The sequence below is a fragment of the Mycobacterium sp. C31M genome (genome assembly GCF_053345865.1).
In genome coordinates, this window is the sequence record NZ_JBKFAX010000025.1 from 69,987 (window position 1) to 86,304 (window position 16,318).

The 16,318-nt window shown below is 67.4% G+C and carries 19 protein-coding genes; 9 read left to right on the forward strand and 10 right to left on the reverse strand.

All coding sequences use genetic code 11. From position 1 onward, the window contains the following. Window positions 1–11: 11 nt before the first annotated feature. Window positions 12–1,550 carry a dolichyl-phosphate-mannose--protein mannosyltransferase gene (locus ACLBYA_RS28785; RefSeq protein ID WP_447712890.1) on the forward strand — a complete coding sequence of 513 codons (1,539 nt, stop codon included), beginning with the start codon at window positions 12–14 and terminating at the stop codon, window positions 1,548–1,550. 204 nt (window positions 1,551–1,754) lie between these two features. On the opposite strand, the gene ACLBYA_RS28790 is transcribed toward ACLBYA_RS28785, so the two are convergent. Beyond that, a complete protein-coding gene (locus tag ACLBYA_RS28790) occupies window positions 1,755–3,047 on the reverse strand; it encodes a cryptochrome/photolyase family protein (protein WP_447712891.1) in 1,293 nt (430 codons plus the stop codon). A gap of 36 nt (window positions 3,048–3,083) precedes the next feature. Next, entirely contained in the window at window positions 3,084–4,283 is a 1,200-nt protein-coding gene (gene arcA, locus ACLBYA_RS28795) for an arginine deiminase (RefSeq protein WP_447712913.1), read from the reverse strand. Window positions 4,284–4,326: 43 nt separating this feature from the next. On the opposite strand from arcA, the gene soxR reads away from it, so the two are divergent. Continuing rightward, entirely contained in the window at window positions 4,327–4,758 is a 432-nt protein-coding gene (gene soxR, locus ACLBYA_RS28800) for a redox-sensitive transcriptional activator SoxR (RefSeq protein WP_447712892.1), read from the forward strand. Between the two features lie 31 nt (window positions 4,759–4,789). Continuing rightward, window positions 4,790–5,398 (forward strand): alpha-ketoglutarate-dependent dioxygenase AlkB, encoded by a 609-nt coding sequence (locus ACLBYA_RS28805; RefSeq protein ID WP_447712893.1) that lies wholly within the window; start codon window positions 4,790–4,792, stop codon window positions 5,396–5,398. On the opposite strand, the gene ACLBYA_RS28810 is transcribed toward ACLBYA_RS28805, so the two are convergent. Next, window positions 5,395–6,051: a DUF5642 family protein gene (locus ACLBYA_RS28810; protein WP_447712894.1), complete on the reverse strand. Its 657-nt coding sequence runs from the start codon at window positions 6,049–6,051 to the stop codon at window positions 5,395–5,397. The genes ACLBYA_RS28805 and ACLBYA_RS28810 overlap by 4 nt on opposite strands. A 10-nt stretch (window positions 6,052–6,061) precedes the next feature. Continuing rightward, the gene (locus tag ACLBYA_RS28815; protein ID WP_447712895.1) at window positions 6,062–6,739 is read right to left on the reverse strand and encodes a DUF5642 family protein; all 678 of its coding nucleotides are present in this window, start codon (window positions 6,737–6,739) and stop codon (window positions 6,062–6,064) included. A 124-nt stretch (window positions 6,740–6,863) separates the two neighbouring features. On the opposite strand from ACLBYA_RS28815, the gene ACLBYA_RS28820 reads away from it, so the two are divergent. Further along, window positions 6,864–7,577, forward strand: coding sequence for an LpqN/LpqT family lipoprotein (locus tag ACLBYA_RS28820; protein WP_447712896.1), 714 nt, complete (start codon window positions 6,864–6,866; stop codon window positions 7,575–7,577). On the opposite strand, the gene ACLBYA_RS28825 is transcribed toward ACLBYA_RS28820, so the two are convergent. Together ACLBYA_RS28825 and ACLBYA_RS28830 are read right to left on the reverse strand one after the other, a co-directional pair. After that, window positions 7,567–8,415, reverse strand: a complete 849-nt coding sequence (locus tag ACLBYA_RS28825) for a shikimate 5-dehydrogenase (RefSeq protein ID WP_447712897.1) — start codon at window positions 8,413–8,415, stop codon at window positions 7,567–7,569. The genes ACLBYA_RS28820 and ACLBYA_RS28825 overlap by 11 nt on opposite strands. Next, window positions 8,415–9,413 carry a GNAT family N-acetyltransferase gene (locus ACLBYA_RS28830; protein ID WP_447712898.1) on the reverse strand — a complete coding sequence of 333 codons (999 nt, stop codon included), beginning with the start codon at window positions 9,411–9,413 and terminating at the stop codon, window positions 8,415–8,417. Before ACLBYA_RS28830 ends, ACLBYA_RS28825 begins: the two co-directional genes overlap by 1 nt. A gap of 59 nt (window positions 9,414–9,472) precedes the next feature. On the opposite strand from ACLBYA_RS28830, the gene ACLBYA_RS28835 reads away from it, so the two are divergent. From ACLBYA_RS28835 to ACLBYA_RS28845, 3 genes are all read left to right on the forward strand, one after another. Further along, window positions 9,473–10,192 (forward strand): TetR/AcrR family transcriptional regulator, encoded by a 720-nt coding sequence (locus ACLBYA_RS28835; RefSeq protein ID WP_447712899.1) that lies wholly within the window; start codon window positions 9,473–9,475, stop codon window positions 10,190–10,192. A gap of 87 nt (window positions 10,193–10,279) precedes the next feature. Further along, window positions 10,280–10,864 carry a carboxymuconolactone decarboxylase family protein gene (locus tag ACLBYA_RS28840; protein ID WP_447712900.1) on the forward strand — a complete coding sequence of 195 codons (585 nt, stop codon included), beginning with the start codon at window positions 10,280–10,282 and terminating at the stop codon, window positions 10,862–10,864. Window positions 10,865–10,984: 120 nt separating this feature from the next. Beyond that, the gene (locus ACLBYA_RS28845; protein ID WP_447712901.1) at window positions 10,985–11,188 is read left to right on the forward strand and encodes a hypothetical protein; all 204 of its coding nucleotides are present in this window, start codon (window positions 10,985–10,987) and stop codon (window positions 11,186–11,188) included. Here ACLBYA_RS28845 and ACLBYA_RS28850 read toward each other — a convergent pair. Genes ACLBYA_RS28850 through ACLBYA_RS28860 form a run of 3 tightly spaced genes read right to left on the reverse strand, consistent with a single transcriptional unit; the run spans window position 11,185 to window position 13,420 of the window. Next, window positions 11,185–11,976 (reverse strand): bestrophin-like domain, encoded by a 792-nt coding sequence (locus tag ACLBYA_RS28850; RefSeq protein WP_447712902.1) that lies wholly within the window; start codon window positions 11,974–11,976, stop codon window positions 11,185–11,187. The genes ACLBYA_RS28845 and ACLBYA_RS28850 overlap by 4 nt on opposite strands. A 15-nt stretch (window positions 11,977–11,991) precedes the next feature. Further along, window positions 11,992–12,579: a hypothetical protein gene (locus ACLBYA_RS28855; RefSeq protein WP_447712903.1), complete on the reverse strand. Its 588-nt coding sequence runs from the start codon at window positions 12,577–12,579 to the stop codon at window positions 11,992–11,994. 10 nt (window positions 12,580–12,589) lie between these two features. Beyond that, the gene (locus tag ACLBYA_RS28860) at window positions 12,590–13,420 is read right to left on the reverse strand and encodes a helix-turn-helix transcriptional regulator (protein WP_447712904.1); all 831 of its coding nucleotides are present in this window, start codon (window positions 13,418–13,420) and stop codon (window positions 12,590–12,592) included. An 88-nt stretch (window positions 13,421–13,508) separates the two neighbouring features. Between ACLBYA_RS28860 and ACLBYA_RS28865 the strand changes: the two genes are divergently transcribed. Beyond that, window positions 13,509–14,438: an SDR family oxidoreductase gene (locus ACLBYA_RS28865; RefSeq protein ID WP_447712905.1), complete on the forward strand. Its 930-nt coding sequence runs from the start codon at window positions 13,509–13,511 to the stop codon at window positions 14,436–14,438. A 7-nt stretch (window positions 14,439–14,445) separates the two neighbouring features. On the opposite strand, the gene ACLBYA_RS28870 is transcribed toward ACLBYA_RS28865, so the two are convergent. Then, window positions 14,446–15,228, reverse strand: coding sequence for a hypothetical protein (locus ACLBYA_RS28870; RefSeq protein WP_447712906.1), 783 nt, complete (start codon window positions 15,226–15,228; stop codon window positions 14,446–14,448). 114 nt (window positions 15,229–15,342) lie between these two features. Between ACLBYA_RS28870 and ACLBYA_RS28875 the strand changes: the two genes are divergently transcribed. Beyond that, window positions 15,343–15,990 carry a TetR/AcrR family transcriptional regulator gene (locus ACLBYA_RS28875; protein ID WP_447712907.1) on the forward strand — a complete coding sequence of 216 codons (648 nt, stop codon included), beginning with the start codon at window positions 15,343–15,345 and terminating at the stop codon, window positions 15,988–15,990. Window positions 15,991–16,318: the final 328 nt, after the last annotated feature.

The following is a 16,318-nucleotide window of genomic DNA, read 5'->3' on the forward strand; positions in this document are numbered from 1 at the left end:
GATCGTCGGTGATGACCGCTCCTGACACCATGCAATCGGAGCGCGCCGCACCCGTGATCAGTCCCGGCCCACTCGTTCCGGTGCCGGACTTCGGGCCGGTCGACCGGCTGCAGGGCTGGGTGATGACCGCCATCATCGGGGCGCTGGCCGCGCTGACCCGGTTCCTGAACCTGGGCTCGCCGACCGATGCCGGCACCCCCATCTTCGACGAGAAGCACTACGCACCGCAGGCCTGGCAGATGCTGGGCAACGGCGGCCTGGAGGACAACCCGGGTTACGGCTTGGTGGTGCACCCGCCGCTGTCGAAACTGTTGATGAGTATCGGCGAGTGGATCTTCGGCTACAACGGGCTGGGCTGGCGGTTCTCCGGTGCGGTGTGCGGGGTGATCATCGTGATCCTGGTGGCCCGCATCGTGCGGCGGATCACCCGGTCCACGCTGATCGGCGCGATCGCCGGACTGCTGATCATCGCCGACGGGGTCAGCTTCGTCTCGGCCCGCACCGCCCTGCTGGACGTCTACCTGGTGGTGTTCGTGGTGGCCGCGTTCGGGGCGCTGATCGTGGACCGCGACCAGGTCCGCGAGCGGATGCACGTGACGCTGCTGGAAGGTCGCATCGCCGAGACACCGTTCGGACCGCGGCTCGGCGTGCGCTGGTGGCGGTTCGGCGCCGGTGTGCTGCTGGGGCTGGCCTGCGCGACCAAATGGTCCGGCCTGTACTTCATCGCGTTCTTCGGGATCATGACGCTGGCGTTCGATATCGCGGCGCGGCGCGAGTATCGGGTGCCGCGACCGTGGGCGGGCGCGCTGCGGCGTGACGCGGGGCCGTCGGTGTACGCGCTCGTGGTGATCCCGCTGTTCGTGTACCTGGCGTCGTATGCGCGGTGGTTCGCCTCCGAGACCGGGGTGTACCGGCACGAGGTGGGCCGCACCATCGGCGAGGGCGGATTCCTGCCGGATGCGATCCGCTCGCTCTGGTACTACACGGCCTCGGTGTACCGGTTCCACTCCGGGCTGACCAACGCTGCGGGCAATCACCATCCGTGGGAGTCGAAACCGTGGACGTGGCCGATGTCGCTGCGGCCGGTGCTCTACGCGATCGATCAGCAGAATGTGCCGGGCTGCGGCGCCGAGTCGTGCGTGAAGGCCGTGATGCTGGTGGGGACGCCGGCCATGTGGTTCATCGCGGTGCCGGTGTTGCTGTGGGCGTGCTGGCGCACGTTCGTGCGGCACGACTGGCGCTATGCGGTGGCGCTGGTGGGCTATGGCGCGGGCATCATCCCGTGGTTCTTCGCGATCGACCGGCAGATGTACTTCTTTTACGCCACCGCGATGGCACCGTTCCTGGTGATGCTGATAGCGCTGATCCTCGGCGACATCCTGTACCAGCCGCGGCAGAACGCCGAACGAAGAACGCTCGGGCTGTTGGCGGTGAGTTTCTATCTGGCCGCGGTCATCACGAACTTCACCTGGCTGTACCCGATCATGACCGGCCTGCCGATCTCGCAGGCGACCTGGCATATGCAGATCTGGCTGCCGTCCTGGCGCTGACCTGACCACCGCCCAAACGAACAAACGGGCCGAAAAGTGCGAGTGGATCAGGACATTTCGTCAGTCTCGCGCAAGCTGGGTCGCGCTGGGGATGCTGCCGATGGCGTACGCGACCGTCCACACACCGGTCACCGCGCGCTTACTTGGCTCTGAGCCCGGCGTGTCTGGCGCAGACCCGCACGCTCGCCGGAAAGTTGAGCTGGCCTAGCGGATGCCGTCGTACCGACGCAGCGCCTCCTTGCGCTCGGCGGCGTGATCCACCATCGGCTCCGGGTAATCGGCGGTGCCGATCTCGGGCACCCAGCGGCCCACATAGACACCGTCGGGATCGAACTTCTTGCCCTGGGTGTCGGGGTTGAACACCCGAAAGTACGGAGCGGCGTCGGTGCCACAGCCCGCGGCCCACTGCCAGCCGTGCTGATTGCTGGCCATATCCCCGTCGGTGAGCTGCTCCAGGAACCAGCGCGCCCCCCACTGCCACGGCAGGTGCAGATCCTTGACCAGAAATGACGCGGTGATCATCCGGACCCGGTTGTGCATGAACCCGGTCTCGGCGAGCTGACGCATGCCGGCGTCGACGATTGGGAAACCGGTCTTGCCGGCCTTCCACGCCTCGAATCGTTTCTTCGCATCGGCATCCTCATCGACCGCGATAGCGTCGAAGTTGGAATTCCAGTTCCACCAGACACTGCGCGGCCAGGCGTGCAGCACCGCGGCGTAGAAATCACGAAAGGCCAACTCGCGCAGGTAGGACTGCGGCCCCTGCCCCGCCTTCAGGTCGGCGGCCAGAGTGCGCGGGTGGATGGTGCCGAACTTCAGATGCGCCGACATCCGGCTGCTGCCGTCGATATCGGGCCGGTTGCGGTCCTCGTCGTAATCGTCGATCTTGTTCTTGACGAACGCTTTCCACGCCTTGCGGGCCGCGGTCTCCCCGGCCGGATGGTCCAGTTCGGCATCCCCGGCCGGGATGTCCACCCCGCCGTTGACGTCCGCCGGGTCGATCCATGTCGCGGTCTTCGGCCCGGTCTTGGCCGGTGCCCGCCAGCCGTGTTCGCGCCAGGCCTTGTAGTACGGGGTGAACACCTTGTACGGGCTGCCGTCGTCCTTGGTGACACGGCCGGGAGACACCAGATAAGGCGACCCGCTCTCCTCCAGCGCGATGCCCCCCAGCGCATCCCGCACGGCCTCGTCCCGGCGGATCCCGAACGGCGAGAAGTCCGCCGAGACGTGCACCGCCGACGCCCCGATCTGTTTCGCCAGCGCCGGGATCCGGGTGTCGGGGCGGCCGCGGGTGACCAGCAGCCGGCCGTCGAGCTGCTCGTGCAGATCACGCAGTGCGTCGTACAGGTACTGCAGTCGACGTGGACCCGAGGTGGCCTTCAGCCGCGGATCCAGGACGTAGCAGGCCAGCACCTGCCCGTCGTCGGCCGCGGCGTCCAGCAGGGCGGGCAGATCGTGCAACCGCAGGTCGCGCCGGAACCACAGCAGCGTAGGCATGCCCTGAATCCTGCCCGATTAGGCCGTAGCCCAAACTCACAGCGGGTCGCGGGCCGCCGGACACGACATGCACCGCGGTCCGCCGCGACCGGTGCCCAGCTCCGAGGCGGCGATCGGCAGTACCTCGATCCCGGAGTCGGCCAGCCGGGTGTTGGTCTCGGTGTTGCGTTCATAGGCGACGACGACGCCGGGCGCCAGCGCCAGGGTGTTGTTGCCGTCGTCCCACTGCTCACGTTCGGCGGTCACCGGGTCCAGGCCGGTGTCGATGACGCGCAGTTTGCCGATACCCATCGCATCGGCGGCGGCCTCGACGAACGGTGCCGCCCGGTCGATCTTCACCCCGCCGCCGTCGAGCTTGTGAATCGTGAACGCCGACAACGAGTCCACGATGTTCGGGTACATCACCACGGCGTCGACGTCGACCATGGTGCAGACGGTGTCCAGGTGCATCTGCGCGCGCTCCTGGGCGATCGGCACGGCCAGCACGGTATGGGCCAGGTCATCGTCGAACAGGCTGCGCGCCAACGCTTCCGCGCCGGCCGGGGTGGTGCGCTCCCCCACCCCGACGGCCACCACACCGGGGGCCAGCAACAGCACATCGCCACCCTCGACGGGTGCCGAACGCGATTCGTAGGCCCGCCGCACCCCGAGGAAGCGCGGGTGATGGGCATAGATCAGGTCGGTCAGCGAGGTCTCGCGCACCCGGGCCGGCAGCGCCAGCGAGGTGATGGCCACCCGCGGACCGATCCAGAACGACGAGTCCCGGGTGAACAGCAGGTTGGGCAGCGGGTCGATGACGAAGTCGCCGCCGTGATGCATACGCCGCACCAGCGACAGTTCGGTGGAGGCGAACGGCAGTTCGTCGAATGTCATCCCGGCCATCAACACGTGGGCCAGCGCGCCGGGCTCCAGGGTACGCAGGTACGTCGAAAGTTCTTGGGCCAGCGGCACACCGAGCCGGCGCGGATCGACGGCGGCGGAGATACCGTGCATCCGGGCCGCCCCGGAGGCCAGCGCCTGGGCCAGCAGGTCGCCCAGCAGCAGCACCTCGACACCGCGCGAGGCCAGCAGCGCGGCGAACGCGTCGTGCTCCTCCTGGGCCTTGCTGACCCAGGGCAGCCCGTCGAACAGCAGGGTGTCATTGTTGCGCGGGGTGAGCCGCTGCAACTCCGGCCCCGGCCGGTGCAGGATCACCGTCCGTAGTCGGCCGACCTCCGAATTGGACCCCAGCGGTATCGCTTCCACCCGTCAAACGTTAACTCAACTATGGTTGAGGTGTATGGAGACGCATGAGCTCACACCCGGTGAGATGTCACTCCGCAGCGGGGTGGCCGTCTCAGCATTGCATTTCTACGAACGCGAGGGCCTGATCGTCTCGCGGCGCACCTCGGGCAACCAGCGCCGGTACCGGCGCGAAACGCTGCGCCGGGTGGCGTTCATCCGGATGTCCCAACGCCTGGGCATCCCACTGGCCCGCATCCGCGACGCGCTGGGCACCCTGCCCGAGGACCGGGTGCCCTCCAGTAAGGACTGGGCGCGGCTGTCGGCGGGCTGGCGGCAGGATCTCGACGACCGGATCCTGCATCTGGAACGGTTGCGCGACAACCTGGCCGGCTGCATCGGTTGCGGTTGCATGAGCCTGAAGGCCTGCCAGCTGGCCAATCCCGACGATCTGCTCGCCGATCAGGGACCCGGCGCCGCCAATCTGTAGAAATCGAACGCCTGTGCGATAGTCTCGAGTTGTGTCTCTGGCCGTTCAAGGGTCGCTCTTCGACCACTCGGAACGTCGAAACCTGGGCTCAGGTGCCTGGATCGACGTGCGTGCCGGCTGGCTGAACGACTGGCTGGACGGTGAGAAGACGCTGTTCGACGAACTGCTGGAGGCGGTGCCGTGGCGCGCCGAGCGCCGACAGATGTACGAGCGCGTGCTCGACGTGCCCCGCCTGGTCAGCTTCCACGATCTGACCGCCGGCCAGGCCCCACACCCGGCGATCGCCCGGCTGCGGCGCCGGCTCAACGACATCTACGCTGGTGAACTCGGCGAGCCGTTCACCAGCGCCGGGCTGTGCCTCTACCGCGACGGCACCGACAGCGTGGCCTGGCACGGCGACAACATCGGCCGCAGCAGCACCGAGGACACCATGGTGGCGATCGTGAGCCTGGGTGCGCGAAGAGTTTTCGCGATGCGGCCGCGCGGCGGCGGCCGGTCACTGCGACTGCCGCAGGCGCATGGCGATCTGCTGGTGATGGGTGGTTCGGCGCAGCGCACCTGGGAGCATGCGGTGCCCAAGACGGCGCGGCCGACCGGACCACGGATCAGCATCCAGTTCCGGCCGCGCGACGTGCGTTAAGTCCCCCGCACCGCCGCGACGGCCGCGCTCAGCAGTTCGCGGGCCTTGGCGGTGTCCACCGGGGTCACCGGGGTGTTCGGCACCACCAGCGGGTTGGCCGTGACGATCACCAGGAACGAATCGAAGCTCGCGACGTAGTTGAACAGTTCACCGCTGTGCGGTTTTCCGTCGACCGTGGTCTGCACCACCCGGTGCGTGCCCAGAGTTTTGACACCCTCGATCTGCGGCGATTCCACCACCTCGACCAGACCCCGCACCCCCGGGCCGGCGAACGCCACCTTCTGGCAGTCCGGTCCGGGATCGTTGGGCGGAACCGGTTCGGAGGTCTCGACCGCGATGGCGATGAACCGGTTGCCCTTGCCCTCGGCGGTGGTGGCGGCCATATTGCCTTGTGCGCCTTCGGGTATGGCGAGCCCCGCGGCGAACTTCGCGCACCCGGCCGGGTCGATCGTGACACCCGACGGCACCGTCTGGGGGGCCAGCAGTTTCGGGTCGATCCCGGTCGGGCCGGTGGTGGTCACCTGGAAGCCGGAATCGAACGTGGGTTTCACCTCGAAGACGCCCTCGATACCGGGAGGCACGGAGGTGCCGGAGGAGCATGCCGTCAAGGCGGCCACGCAGGTAACGAGGGCGAGCGCCCGGGACGTCAGCATCGCCGCCAATCTACCCGGCGGGCCCGCCCTGACCGGACACCTCGCCGACCGCCTCGGCCAGCAGGCGGGCCGCCGTGTCGGGTCCCAGCACCGGCAGCGCCGAACCCGGATCGGTAAGGACAGTGACGAAAACGACGTACCCGGCGTGCAGGAACGCCACCGCGGTATCGGCGTGCAACCGGGTCTCGGTACCGCCCTCGACTGTGGTGGTGGCCTCGGTCCGCATCGCCGCCGTCGGCGTGTCGCCGAGGGCGGGCGGGGCGACCGCGGTGACGGTGGCGGTGGCGCGGCCACCGGTCAAGGTCCAGTGCTCGCAGCCGGGCGGCAATGCCAGGCTCACCCCCGGCCCAGCCACCACCGCGTGGATGATGCCGCCGGGTCCCGAGGCCGACCATCCGTGGGTCGGCGCGCCGCCACCCGGGTCGGCCAGCAGCCCGCACGGCGCCGGGTCGGCGACCCAGTCCGGCTTGAAACCCCAGAATGCCGCCGGCGCAGCATGATCGGCGAGATCGGCGACCTCGTAGCCGGGCGGCAGATCTGAGCGCACCCGTTCGATCGCGGCCGGATTCAGCACGGCTGCCTCGACCGCACCCGCCGACGGCGACACCTGCGACGGCTCCGCCGGGTCCGGCCCTGCGCACGCGGCGACGGCCAGCACGGCACCCAGGAGGATCACGTGGCCACGCACACCGCTGTGGTACCACGTGCGGGCGGGCGCGAGCGGGTGTCGATCCGGGACACGCCGTCGACCTCCGGGCAACCCGGTAACCTCCGCACCAGGATCGTCTCGTGCGTCAACGACAGGAGAATCGATGAACAAGCAGACCACCGCCCGCGGCGCCGCCGTCGCGGCCGCGGTGCTGAGCCTGGCTCTGGCCGGTTGTGGTTCCGACACCAAGACCGAAGCCAGTTCGAGCGCCGAGGAGACCACCACATCGGCCGCCGCCGAGGACACCGAGACGAGCACCGCGGCCGCCGAACCGTCGGCACCTGCAGATGCCGGCGCGAATCTGACCATCGCCGAATACATCCAACAGAACGGGATCACCGAGGCCCAGGTCAAGCGCGGCGACGACGGGGCACCGAACATCAACCTGCCCACCCCGCCGGGATGGGCTGACGCCGGTCCAGCCACCCCCGAGTGGGCGTGGGGTCAGATCGTCTTCACCGATCCGGCGATGCCGCCGCCCCCGCCGACCATCACCGCGATCCTGTCCAAGCTCACCGGTGACGTCGAGGGCGCCAAGATCCTGGAGTACGCCCCGGGCGAGCTGAAGAACCTGCCGGAGTACTCGGGCGGCAACGACGGCCAGCCCGGCAAGCTCGGTGGTTTCGACGCGATGCAGGTCGGCGGCACCTACGTCAAGGACGGCAAGACCCTGCTGGTGGCGCAGAAGACCGCTGTCATCCCCGCCGATGACGGCCTGTTCGTGCTGCAGATCAACGCCGAAGGCACCGAGGAACAGATGGGCCCGTTGATGGACGCCACGGCCGCGATCGACGAGGAAACGACGATCACGCCCTAGAGAACTCCGATGCCGCGGTGATCTGCGCTGCGGTCGGCCGGACGCCGGTATAACGCTCGAACTGTTCGGCCGCCTGCAGCGCGATCACCTCGGCGCCGGTGATCACCTTGACCCCCGCGGCGCGGGCGGCGGTGATCACCGGGGTTTCCGATGGCAGCGCCACCACGTCGAACACGGTGTCCGCGTCGGCGATCGTGTCATCGCCGAAGGACTGTTCGGATTCCTCCGCCCCGCCGGCCATCCCGATCGGGGTGACGTTCACCAGGATCGGCGCCCGCAGCGCGCCGACCTCGGCGGCATGCTCCCAGCCGATCCGGTCGGCCAGCGCGCGCCCGGCGGCTCCATTGCGGGCCACCACGGTACCCCTGGTGAAGCCGGCCCCGGCGAATGCCGCGGCCACCGCGTTGGCCATCCCGCCGCTGCCGCGGATGATCACCGCGTCCTCCGCGTCCAGCCCGTGCTGGGCGATGAGGTGTTGCACGGCAAGGTAATCGGTGTTCGACGCGCTCAGGTGCCCATCGTCGTTGACGATGGTGTTCACCGACTCGATGACCTGCGCCGACGGTTCGATCTCGTCGACGAGTGCCATCACATCGGCTTTGAACGGCATCGACACCGAGCAGCCGCGGATGCCCAGCGCCCGCACCCCGCCGATCGCTGCGGCGATATCGGTGGTGGTGAAGGCCTTGTAGATGAAATCGAGGCCGAGTTCGTCGTACAGGTAGTTGTGGAACCGGGTGCCGATGTTGCTGGGCCGGGCGGCCAGCGAGATGCACAGCCGGGTGTCTTTGTTCAATGGTGGCCTTCGACCACCGATGCGAAGACGGTCCTGGGACATCAGCCCACCGACCGCATCACGCGACGCGCCAATTCGGCTATCTCGCCGTACATCTCGGGCAGCAACGACAGCGCCTCGGGCGCCGGGACATCCACTTCGGTGATCACCACATTCAAATCATCGCGCACCCAGTGCGCGCCGACCCGGTCGAGGATCGCGCGCATCGCGTAATTGTCGGTCAACACCCGCGCCGAGAACCGCGTCACCTTGCCGACGTGGGCGGCCACCGCCAGCGCGTCCATCAGGAAGCTGCCGATGCCGTGCCCCTGGTAGATGTCGGCCACCAGGAAGGCCACCTCGGCGGTGCTGACCCCGTGCCCCTCGCGGACGAAGCGGGCATCGGCGACGACCGGGCCGTCCGGACCGGCCGTCATCACCCAGACGAAGTGGTCGACGTAGTCGACCTCGAACAGATAGGCCATCAGCGACGGCGTCGGGACCCGGGTGCTCTGGAACCGGCGGTACAGAGTCTCGGCGGAGAACTCGATCGGCCCGTTCACCGTGCGCACATTGTCGCCCGGCAGCACCGGGCGCAGATGCAGGACCAAATGGTCACGCAGCGCGACCTCGATCGGGGTGAGGTAGACGGCCAGCCGTTGCCGGGCGGTGCGCACCAGCCGGTCCATCACGCCGGGCAGTTCCAGCATGGCCGCAAACGCTTCGGTGTTGCCGACCCATCCGGTCAACGGGGTGGCCGCGACGACCGTGGCGTTGCGGGGTTTGTCGCGCAGCAGCGCGATCTCGCCGACGACGACACCGGGGTCGAGCATGATCGTCGCCGGTGCGCCGTCGGGTCCCAGATGGGTCACCTCGGCGTGCCCGGACCCGATGAGCAGGAAGCTCAGCGCCGTTTCACCCTGGCGCATCAGCACCTGTCCGGGGTCGGCGACCAGCGGTTGCAGTTGAGCGGCAAGGGGTCGCAGTGCGTGCGCGGAGCAGCCGGCGAAGAACTCCAGCGCGGCCAGTTCGTCGGCGCGGACAGCGGTCACTCCGGACACGTCACGAGGCTACGGCGCGGCTGTCGGGGTCGGCAACAACGATCAAGATCGCATTTGCTATGGGTGCTGTAAAAACTGCTGTTCGGGAAGTTTTCTACGCATCTGTCAGTAATCTGTGGCAAACTCCGCGTATGACACAAGCGCTGCGCCGCACTCGCGGCCGCCCACGAGCAGCTAACGGTGCGGAAACGCGGGAACGGATCGTCTTCGCGGCTCGGCAGGTTTTCAGCGAACTTGGCTATGACGCGTCGACGTTTCAGGAGATCGCCGAACGCGCCGATCTGACCCGTCCGGCAATCAATCATTACTTCACCAACAAGCGTGATCTGTACCGACAAGTGCTGGATACGACCAATGCCGCGCTCATCGAGGCGGGCGTGGCCGCAGCGGCCGGGAAGACCACTCTGCTGGAGAAGCTGTCGGCGGTCATGAACGGGATGTTCACCGCGCACCGGGAGATCGACTCGGCGGCGGCCTTCCTCGTGACCTCGATGCTGGAGTCCTACCGCCACCCGGAGCTGAAGAACGACGATTACGCGCCACGCGACGGAATTCGCACCTTTCTCGACAATGCCGTCAGCGAAGCGATTGTGAATGGCCAACTGAGCGACGAAACCGATGGCAAGGCTCTTGTCGAGATGTTGCTGGTGTTGATGTTCGGGATGGGCTTCTACGCCGGTTTCGTCGGCACCGACGACGAGGTCGCCGCGGTCATCAACCGACTGCAGCGGTTGTTGTCGAACGACCTGTGGAAACTGCAGGAGCCCGCCGCCAGCTGAATCCGTCCGATCGTCGCATTCGGCGTTTTCGAGATCGTCGTGCAATCTTGAGAGAACGCCATTACCGCGACGAGAGGATTTCCCGCCATGGCCCGTGTCGACCCGCTGCGCCCCAACGAGTGGCCGGCCGCGATGCGCGATGCGCTGGCGGCGATGAACCCGCCCGTCCGCCGTCACCCGCCGATGCCCACCGAGGGCCGCCCGAAAGGCCTCAACGTGCTGGGCGCGCTGGCACATCACCCCGAACTCGCGCACGCATTCTTCACCTTCAATGGACACCTGCTGTCGGCGACTTCGCTGACGCCGCGGCAGCGTGAGCTGCTGGTGCTGCGCACCGCGGTGTTGCGCCAGTCCGAGTACGAATGGGCCCAGCACGTGGTGATCGCCGGCGATGTCGGCATCAGCCGCGCGGAGGTGGCCCAGATCGCCTGGGGTCCGGATTCCGCGCTGTGGTCGACGGCCGACGCCGCCCTGCTGCGCACCGCCGACGAACTGGTCGCCGACGGAGTCATCTCCGATGCCACCTGGGCCACCCTCACCGAGCAGCTGAGCACCCAGCAGATCCTCGATGTCATCTTCACCGTCGGCGCCTACGAGACGCTGGGGTGGATGCTGCGGTCCTTCGGGGTCGAACTCGACGAGGATGTGCGGGCGCACCTGACCGACGGGTGATTGTTTGCCGTTGTGACCCGGCTCTCATGCCCAGGGTGGGGTCGTCTCCTACTACGGTCGCAATTCAAGATCGCCCTCGGGCACGATGCCTGGTCAGCGCACAATTCGTAGCGTCGAAGCATGACACAGGCACAATCCCTCCGAGGGTCTCCGGCGGCAGCGATACCGTTGCCGCGCATCAATACTCGCGGCTGGCTGGCCCGGCTGAGAGCAGCCTTCCTCGCTGAATCACCGCCGCGCCGGCCCAAGCCCAGCCACCGCGCGGTCAAACGCGAGGCGTTCATGGAGGATGCCGCCATGGCCCGCGAGATGTACCGGCTCTAACCGCTCGGACGCTGCAGCACCGCGACGAACTCGCGCAACGGGTCGGCCGAGGTGGCGGCATCCCCGATGAACGGGTGCGCCAACTGCAGCACCAGGAACAGGTTGGTCGCCACCAGGACACCGACGATCGCCACCATCGGATAGTGCAACGAGGGCTTCTCGACCCCATAGATGATCGCGGTGCCCAGTACCAGCGCGCTGGTGAGAAAGATGACGGCCCACAGCGGCCACGGCGCCCCATCGTCGTCACGGGCCTGCAAAGTGCGGACCGTCCGGGCCTGGCTGACCTTGTCGAGATTGCTCAACGACGTTGCCAACCGGGACTTCTGAGTATCCGTGATGGTGCGGACCTGCCCGTAGGCCAGATAGACATCGGCGAGTGCCCGGTCCGCCCGCTCCGACGACTCGCCGCCGACGCCCGGCCATTCATCAAGTGCGGCCTGCCCGTAGGCCAGCAGCGCGGTGTGCACTCGCTCCGCGTCGGCGGTCTCGAAAATGACGGCATCCCTTGCCAACTGGACCGCCGCGGCACCCTCGGCCCGGGAATTGGTGTCGGCGGTGTTGATATGGCCCCACATGGCCGAGACCACGAACCCGATGAAGAAGGCGTAGACGAATCCGATGACGCCGTAGGTGAACCGGGTGACGTCATTGTGGTCCTCACCCGACAGATGTGGGAACCGGTGCCGGACCATCCGCTGCAGCAACACCGCGCCACCGGAGATGAGCACGATCAAGGCGACCAGGAGTAGTCCCGCGGGGATGTGGCCGACAAGCCAAGCGCTCATGGGCTGACTGTACGGCTACGTCGGCCCGTCGTCGGGCAGGTAGGGCTCGGCACGCAGCATGACGGTCCGCTCCTGAAAACGCTCGTCGGACTCGCCGAGCGGGTGCACACCGGTCGCGTCGGTGACGCTGCAACCGTCGACCGAGACCGCCAGATTGTCGAAGGCAGCCTCCAGGCCCGTGTAGCGTCCCGGGGCACCGTTGAGCCGCTCCAACAGCGTCAGCGCTTCGCGCGCACCAAGCGAAAACCAGTCCACGCCATCGATGAACAGCGGGCGTTGCCCCCGTGCGGGCATGATCTCGATCAGGCGATCGTCGTCATAACGCAGGATCAACCCTGGTTCGCCGCGGGTTTCGGTCACCGACCCGGCGAGTGCGGGGCTGACCTCGGCGTGGGCGGCGATCAGCGCCTGCTTTTCCTGCTCGGACAGCGCATCGCCGAACTTCTCCAGCGTGTCCAGCAAGATGTCCTCGGAGATCGCATCGCTCATCCGCCCGGTCACGGCGCCGTAGGTGTCCGACAGCGCGTCGACTTCGGCGGGCGACATGCCGAACAACAGCTTTCCCAGTCCTTTTCGCGGACGGACGGTCCAGTCTGCTGACATCGTCACCATCCTAGTTCGCGCCCACCACCGACAGCAGTTGCAGCTTCTCGTAGCTCTCACTGCCCGGTGCCGCGGTGAACACCAGCAGCGTGTGCGATTCTTCGGGGTCCAGCAGGATCTGGCAGTTCAGTTCCAGCGCACCGACTTCGGGGTGCCGGTACCGCTTGACCTCACGGGGTCGGATACCGATCTCGTGTCGGTCCCACAGGATGCGGAACTCCTCGCTCTGCGCGCTCAGTAGCTCGGCCAGCCGGGCCGCCTTGGAGTCCGGGCCACGCAGCCCGAGCAGGCCCCGCAGCCCGGAGACGTACATCCGCGAATAGAATTCGTGATCCTCGTCCGGGTGGATGGCGCGCGCGGCGGGATCGGTGAACCAGCGGTACCCGATGCTCCGCGCCGGCCCGGTGTGTCGGGTCAGGTCGCCCATGAGCGCGATGCCCAGCGGGGTTTGGCGCAGCGTCTCCCCCAGTTCGGTGACGATCTCGGCCGGGGTGTCACCGAGCCGGTCGAAGATCCGCAGCATGCCGGGGCTGATGTGGTCGGTGGCCGTGCCCCGCGACGGCGGCGTGTGTCCGGCCAATCGGAACAGATGGTCGCGTTCGTCGCGGGACAGGTGCAGGCCCTGGGCGATCGCGGCGATCATCTGCTCCGAGGGGTGCGGGCCGCGTTCCTGCTCCAGTCGTGAGTAGTAGTCGGTCGACATGTGGCACAGCGCGGCGACCTCCTCGCGGCGCAGCCCACTGGTGCGCCGGCGCTGTCCGCGCGGCAGGCCGACATCCTCCGGTTGCAGGGCGCCGCGCCGGCGGACCAGGAAGTCGGCCAGCCCGGATCGATCGATCATGTCTGCCATTGTGGCCGGGATGCGAGTGGCTCAACCAGGGATCGTCAGTCCGTGGTTACCGTGCCGCGAGCCGGGCAGGGTTGTTCTCATGGCACCCAGACATTACGAACTGACCATCCCGGACCTGAGCGGCAAGCGCGCCGTCGTGACCGGAGCCAGCGACGGTATCGGCCTGGGCATCGCGACCCGGCTGGCCGCGGCCGGCGCCGAGGTCGTCATGCCGGTGCGCAACCGGCAGAAAGGTGCGGCTGCCGTCGCCGGCATCCGTGCGCAGCATCCGCAGGCGCTGCTGACGCTGGCGGATCTCGACCTGTCGTCGCTGGCGTCGGTGGCCGCGCTCGGGGCGACCTTGCGCTCCGACGGCGCACCGATCCATCTGTTGATCAACAATGCCGGCGTGATGACCCCGCCCGATCGGCAGACGACCGCCGACGGCTTCGAATTGCAGTTCGGGACCAACCATCTGGGGCATTTCGCGTTGACCGGACAGTTGCTGCCGCTGCTGCGGGCCGGCCGCGCCCGGGTGACCTCGCAGACCAGCGTCGCCGCGCGCAGCGGCACGATCAACTGGACCGACCTGTCCTGGGCGCGGTCCTATGACGGGATGGCCGCCTACCGGCAGTCCAAGATCGCGTGCGGTCTGTTCGGTCTGGAGCTGGCCCGGCGCAGCGCCGCGGCCGGCTGGGGTATCAGCAGCAATATCTCGCATCCGGGTGTGGCACCGACGAGCCTGCTCGCCGCGCGGCCGGAAGTCGGACGCGCCGAGGACACCACGGGTGTGCGGATGATCCGGATGCTCTCGGCGCGGGGTCTGCTGGTGGGGACCGTGGACAGCGCCAAACTGCCGGCACTGCTGGCGGCGACGGCCCCCGAACCCGGCGTGTTCTTCGGGCCGCAGTGGCCGGGGAACACGGGCGGCCCGCCCGGGGAACAGAAACTGTGGAAGCCTTTGCGCGACAGCGAGAGCGCCGCCCGGCTGTGGGATGAATCGGTGACTCTGACCGGCACGTCGTGGTGAGCCACAGTCACAGCTGAGACTCGGGACGCGTTGCGGCGGTGATGAACTGCCGTTTGAGTAGCGCATAGCCCCAGGCAAGCACGAACCAGGGTGCGATCAGCCACGGTGCGTTGAGGAGAACGAACCGGACACCGAGATCCATGAAGCTGTCGGTGTTGACCGCCGGAAACCCGGCGATGATCTCGGTTCCGTAGTAGTACCAGGTCAGCACCGTGTGCGTGACCGCCGTCGTCATCACCAGCAGGGTGCCGCGGTGATCTGCGAACTTGGAGCGGAACAACAACACCAGTCCGGTGATGCCCACACACGCATTCATCACCGACAGCACCTCGATCATCAGGAAGTTGGGCTCGGCGTGTAGATACCGCAGATCGCCGCCGTCGATGTAGTTCCACCAGGGATACGCCCAGGCCGCTTCGCGTGCACCGGCTATTGCCCTGTGCAGGATGAGCCAGCCCAGCTCCCAGGTCAGATGCGTTGTATACGAACAGATCACAAACGGAAGCGCGACGCCCTGCAGGCGCTGGAACCGAGTCCAGTGCCGTAGCGAAGGCAGCGGCAACAAAGCCGCGAAGATGCCCAGGAAGTACGCCGCGGTGGCCTGGACAACCATCGCTTCGGCGACCAATTCGCGGTTGATGCCGGTATTGAAGGCCAGATAGCTGTACACCGGGAACGCCAGCACGAGTGATCCGAAGGCCACGATCCACACGGTGCGCAACCCACGGGAAGGCGGCAGCGCGGCCGCGATGGCCGACGCGCCATCCGCTGTCGGTGCGGTTACCGCCATGTCGATCGCGCCTCCACTCGGTAATTAGAATTCTGTTTATCAGAATCATGATTACTGTGGCACCGTAACAGCTTGGCAGCAGGTAGCCAACAGTCAATCCAGGAGCAGGTGGCGGTGACGGGACAGGCACGATCCGAGCAGTCGGTCACCGACGTGAACGACCTGCGGAAGACGATGTATCGGCAGCAGATCCTGGCTGCGGCCGAATACGAGTTCAGCAGGGCCGGTTTCGGGCACGCCCGCGTCAGTGACATCGCGCGGACCGCCGGCATCTCGTTGGCGACGGTCTACAAACACTTCGCGGGCAAGGACGACATCTGGGACGCGCTGAATGCCACCCGGATGCAGGAGTTCGTCACCGCCGTGCGCAGTCGCACCGAGGTGGTCGAGGCTGAGGCGCCATTGGAGGCGATCCTGGTGGGCGCCCGCGCCGAAGTCGAATTCTTTGCGGCCCATCCACATTTTCTGCAATTGCACATCAACGAGGGACTCAGTTGGGCGTCGGCGTCGGGTCAAGCCGGCCGGGGCGGCCAGCGCGCCGCCTGGCGCACCGGCATGGAGATGATCACCCGGGCCGCCGAGGCAGCCGTCGCGGCCGGGCAGATCACCCATCTCCCACCGCGGATCGCGGCCGCGCTGGTGATCTCGGCGCTGCAGATCTACCTCACCGATTGGGTCGTCGACGGTAAGACGGAACCCATCGGGACGGTCGCCGATTCGGTGGAACGGCACTTACGACGCTGTCTCGGTGCGCCAACCTGACCGCCACACTCCGCACGCCTGGGAAAAGAGCCTAGAGAAACAGAAAATCCCCCGACCAGCGGGGGATTTCACTGTGGGCCTGAGGGGAGAACTATCGAACCCTGGGGTCATCGACCGGATAGATCTCTTCTATAGCGACGGATCCTCACAGGTCAGTAATCAACCAAACGAGGGTCAGCCCCTGCGCCGCCGATGACAGATCCGGTCTGGATGCCTAGGGATACGCCGGACTAGCTGGCTGTAGGTCGAGTCAAGGGGTGTGGAGGCCGTAGTGGGTCGACGCCCCAAGGCCGGGCGTGTTTTCGTGCGGTCGGTGGTGCTGCTGGGT

Bases quoted from the DNA above. Each gene is read 5' to 3' on its own strand.
- ACLBYA_RS28785 (WP_447712890.1), top strand. From the start codon at position 12: ATGACCGCTCCTGACACCATGCAATCGGAGCGCGCCGCACCCGTGATC.
- ACLBYA_RS28790 (WP_447712891.1), bottom strand. From the start codon at position 3,047: ATGCCTACGCTGCTGTGGTTCCGGCGCGACCTGCGGTTGCACGATCTG.
- soxR (WP_447712892.1), top strand. From the start codon at position 4,327: ATGGAGACGCATGAGCTCACACCCGGTGAGATGTCACTCCGCAGCGGG.
- ACLBYA_RS28810 (WP_447712894.1), bottom strand. From the start codon at position 6,051: ATGCTGACGTCCCGGGCGCTCGCCCTCGTTACCTGCGTGGCCGCCTTG.
- ACLBYA_RS28820 (WP_447712896.1), top strand. From the start codon at position 6,864: ATGAACAAGCAGACCACCGCCCGCGGCGCCGCCGTCGCGGCCGCGGTG.
- ACLBYA_RS28825 (WP_447712897.1), bottom strand. From the start codon at position 8,415: ATGTCCCAGGACCGTCTTCGCATCGGTGGTCGAAGGCCACCATTGAAC.
- ACLBYA_RS28835 (WP_447712899.1), top strand. From the start codon at position 9,473: ATGGGTGCTGTAAAAACTGCTGTTCGGGAAGTTTTCTACGCATCTGTC.
- ACLBYA_RS28840 (WP_447712900.1), top strand. From the start codon at position 10,280: ATGGCCCGTGTCGACCCGCTGCGCCCCAACGAGTGGCCGGCCGCGATG.
- ACLBYA_RS28845 (WP_447712901.1), top strand. From the start codon at position 10,985: ATGACACAGGCACAATCCCTCCGAGGGTCTCCGGCGGCAGCGATACCG.
- ACLBYA_RS28850 (WP_447712902.1), bottom strand. From the start codon at position 11,976: ATGAGCGCTTGGCTTGTCGGCCACATCCCCGCGGGACTACTCCTGGTC.
- ACLBYA_RS28855 (WP_447712903.1), bottom strand. From the start codon at position 12,579: ATGTCAGCAGACTGGACCGTCCGTCCGCGAAAAGGACTGGGAAAGCTG.
- ACLBYA_RS28860 (WP_447712904.1), bottom strand. From the start codon at position 13,420: ATGATCGATCGATCCGGGCTGGCCGACTTCCTGGTCCGCCGGCGCGGC.
- ACLBYA_RS28865 (WP_447712905.1), top strand. From the start codon at position 13,509: ATGGCACCCAGACATTACGAACTGACCATCCCGGACCTGAGCGGCAAG.
- ACLBYA_RS28870 (WP_447712906.1), bottom strand. From the start codon at position 15,228: ATGGCGGTAACCGCACCGACAGCGGATGGCGCGTCGGCCATCGCGGCC.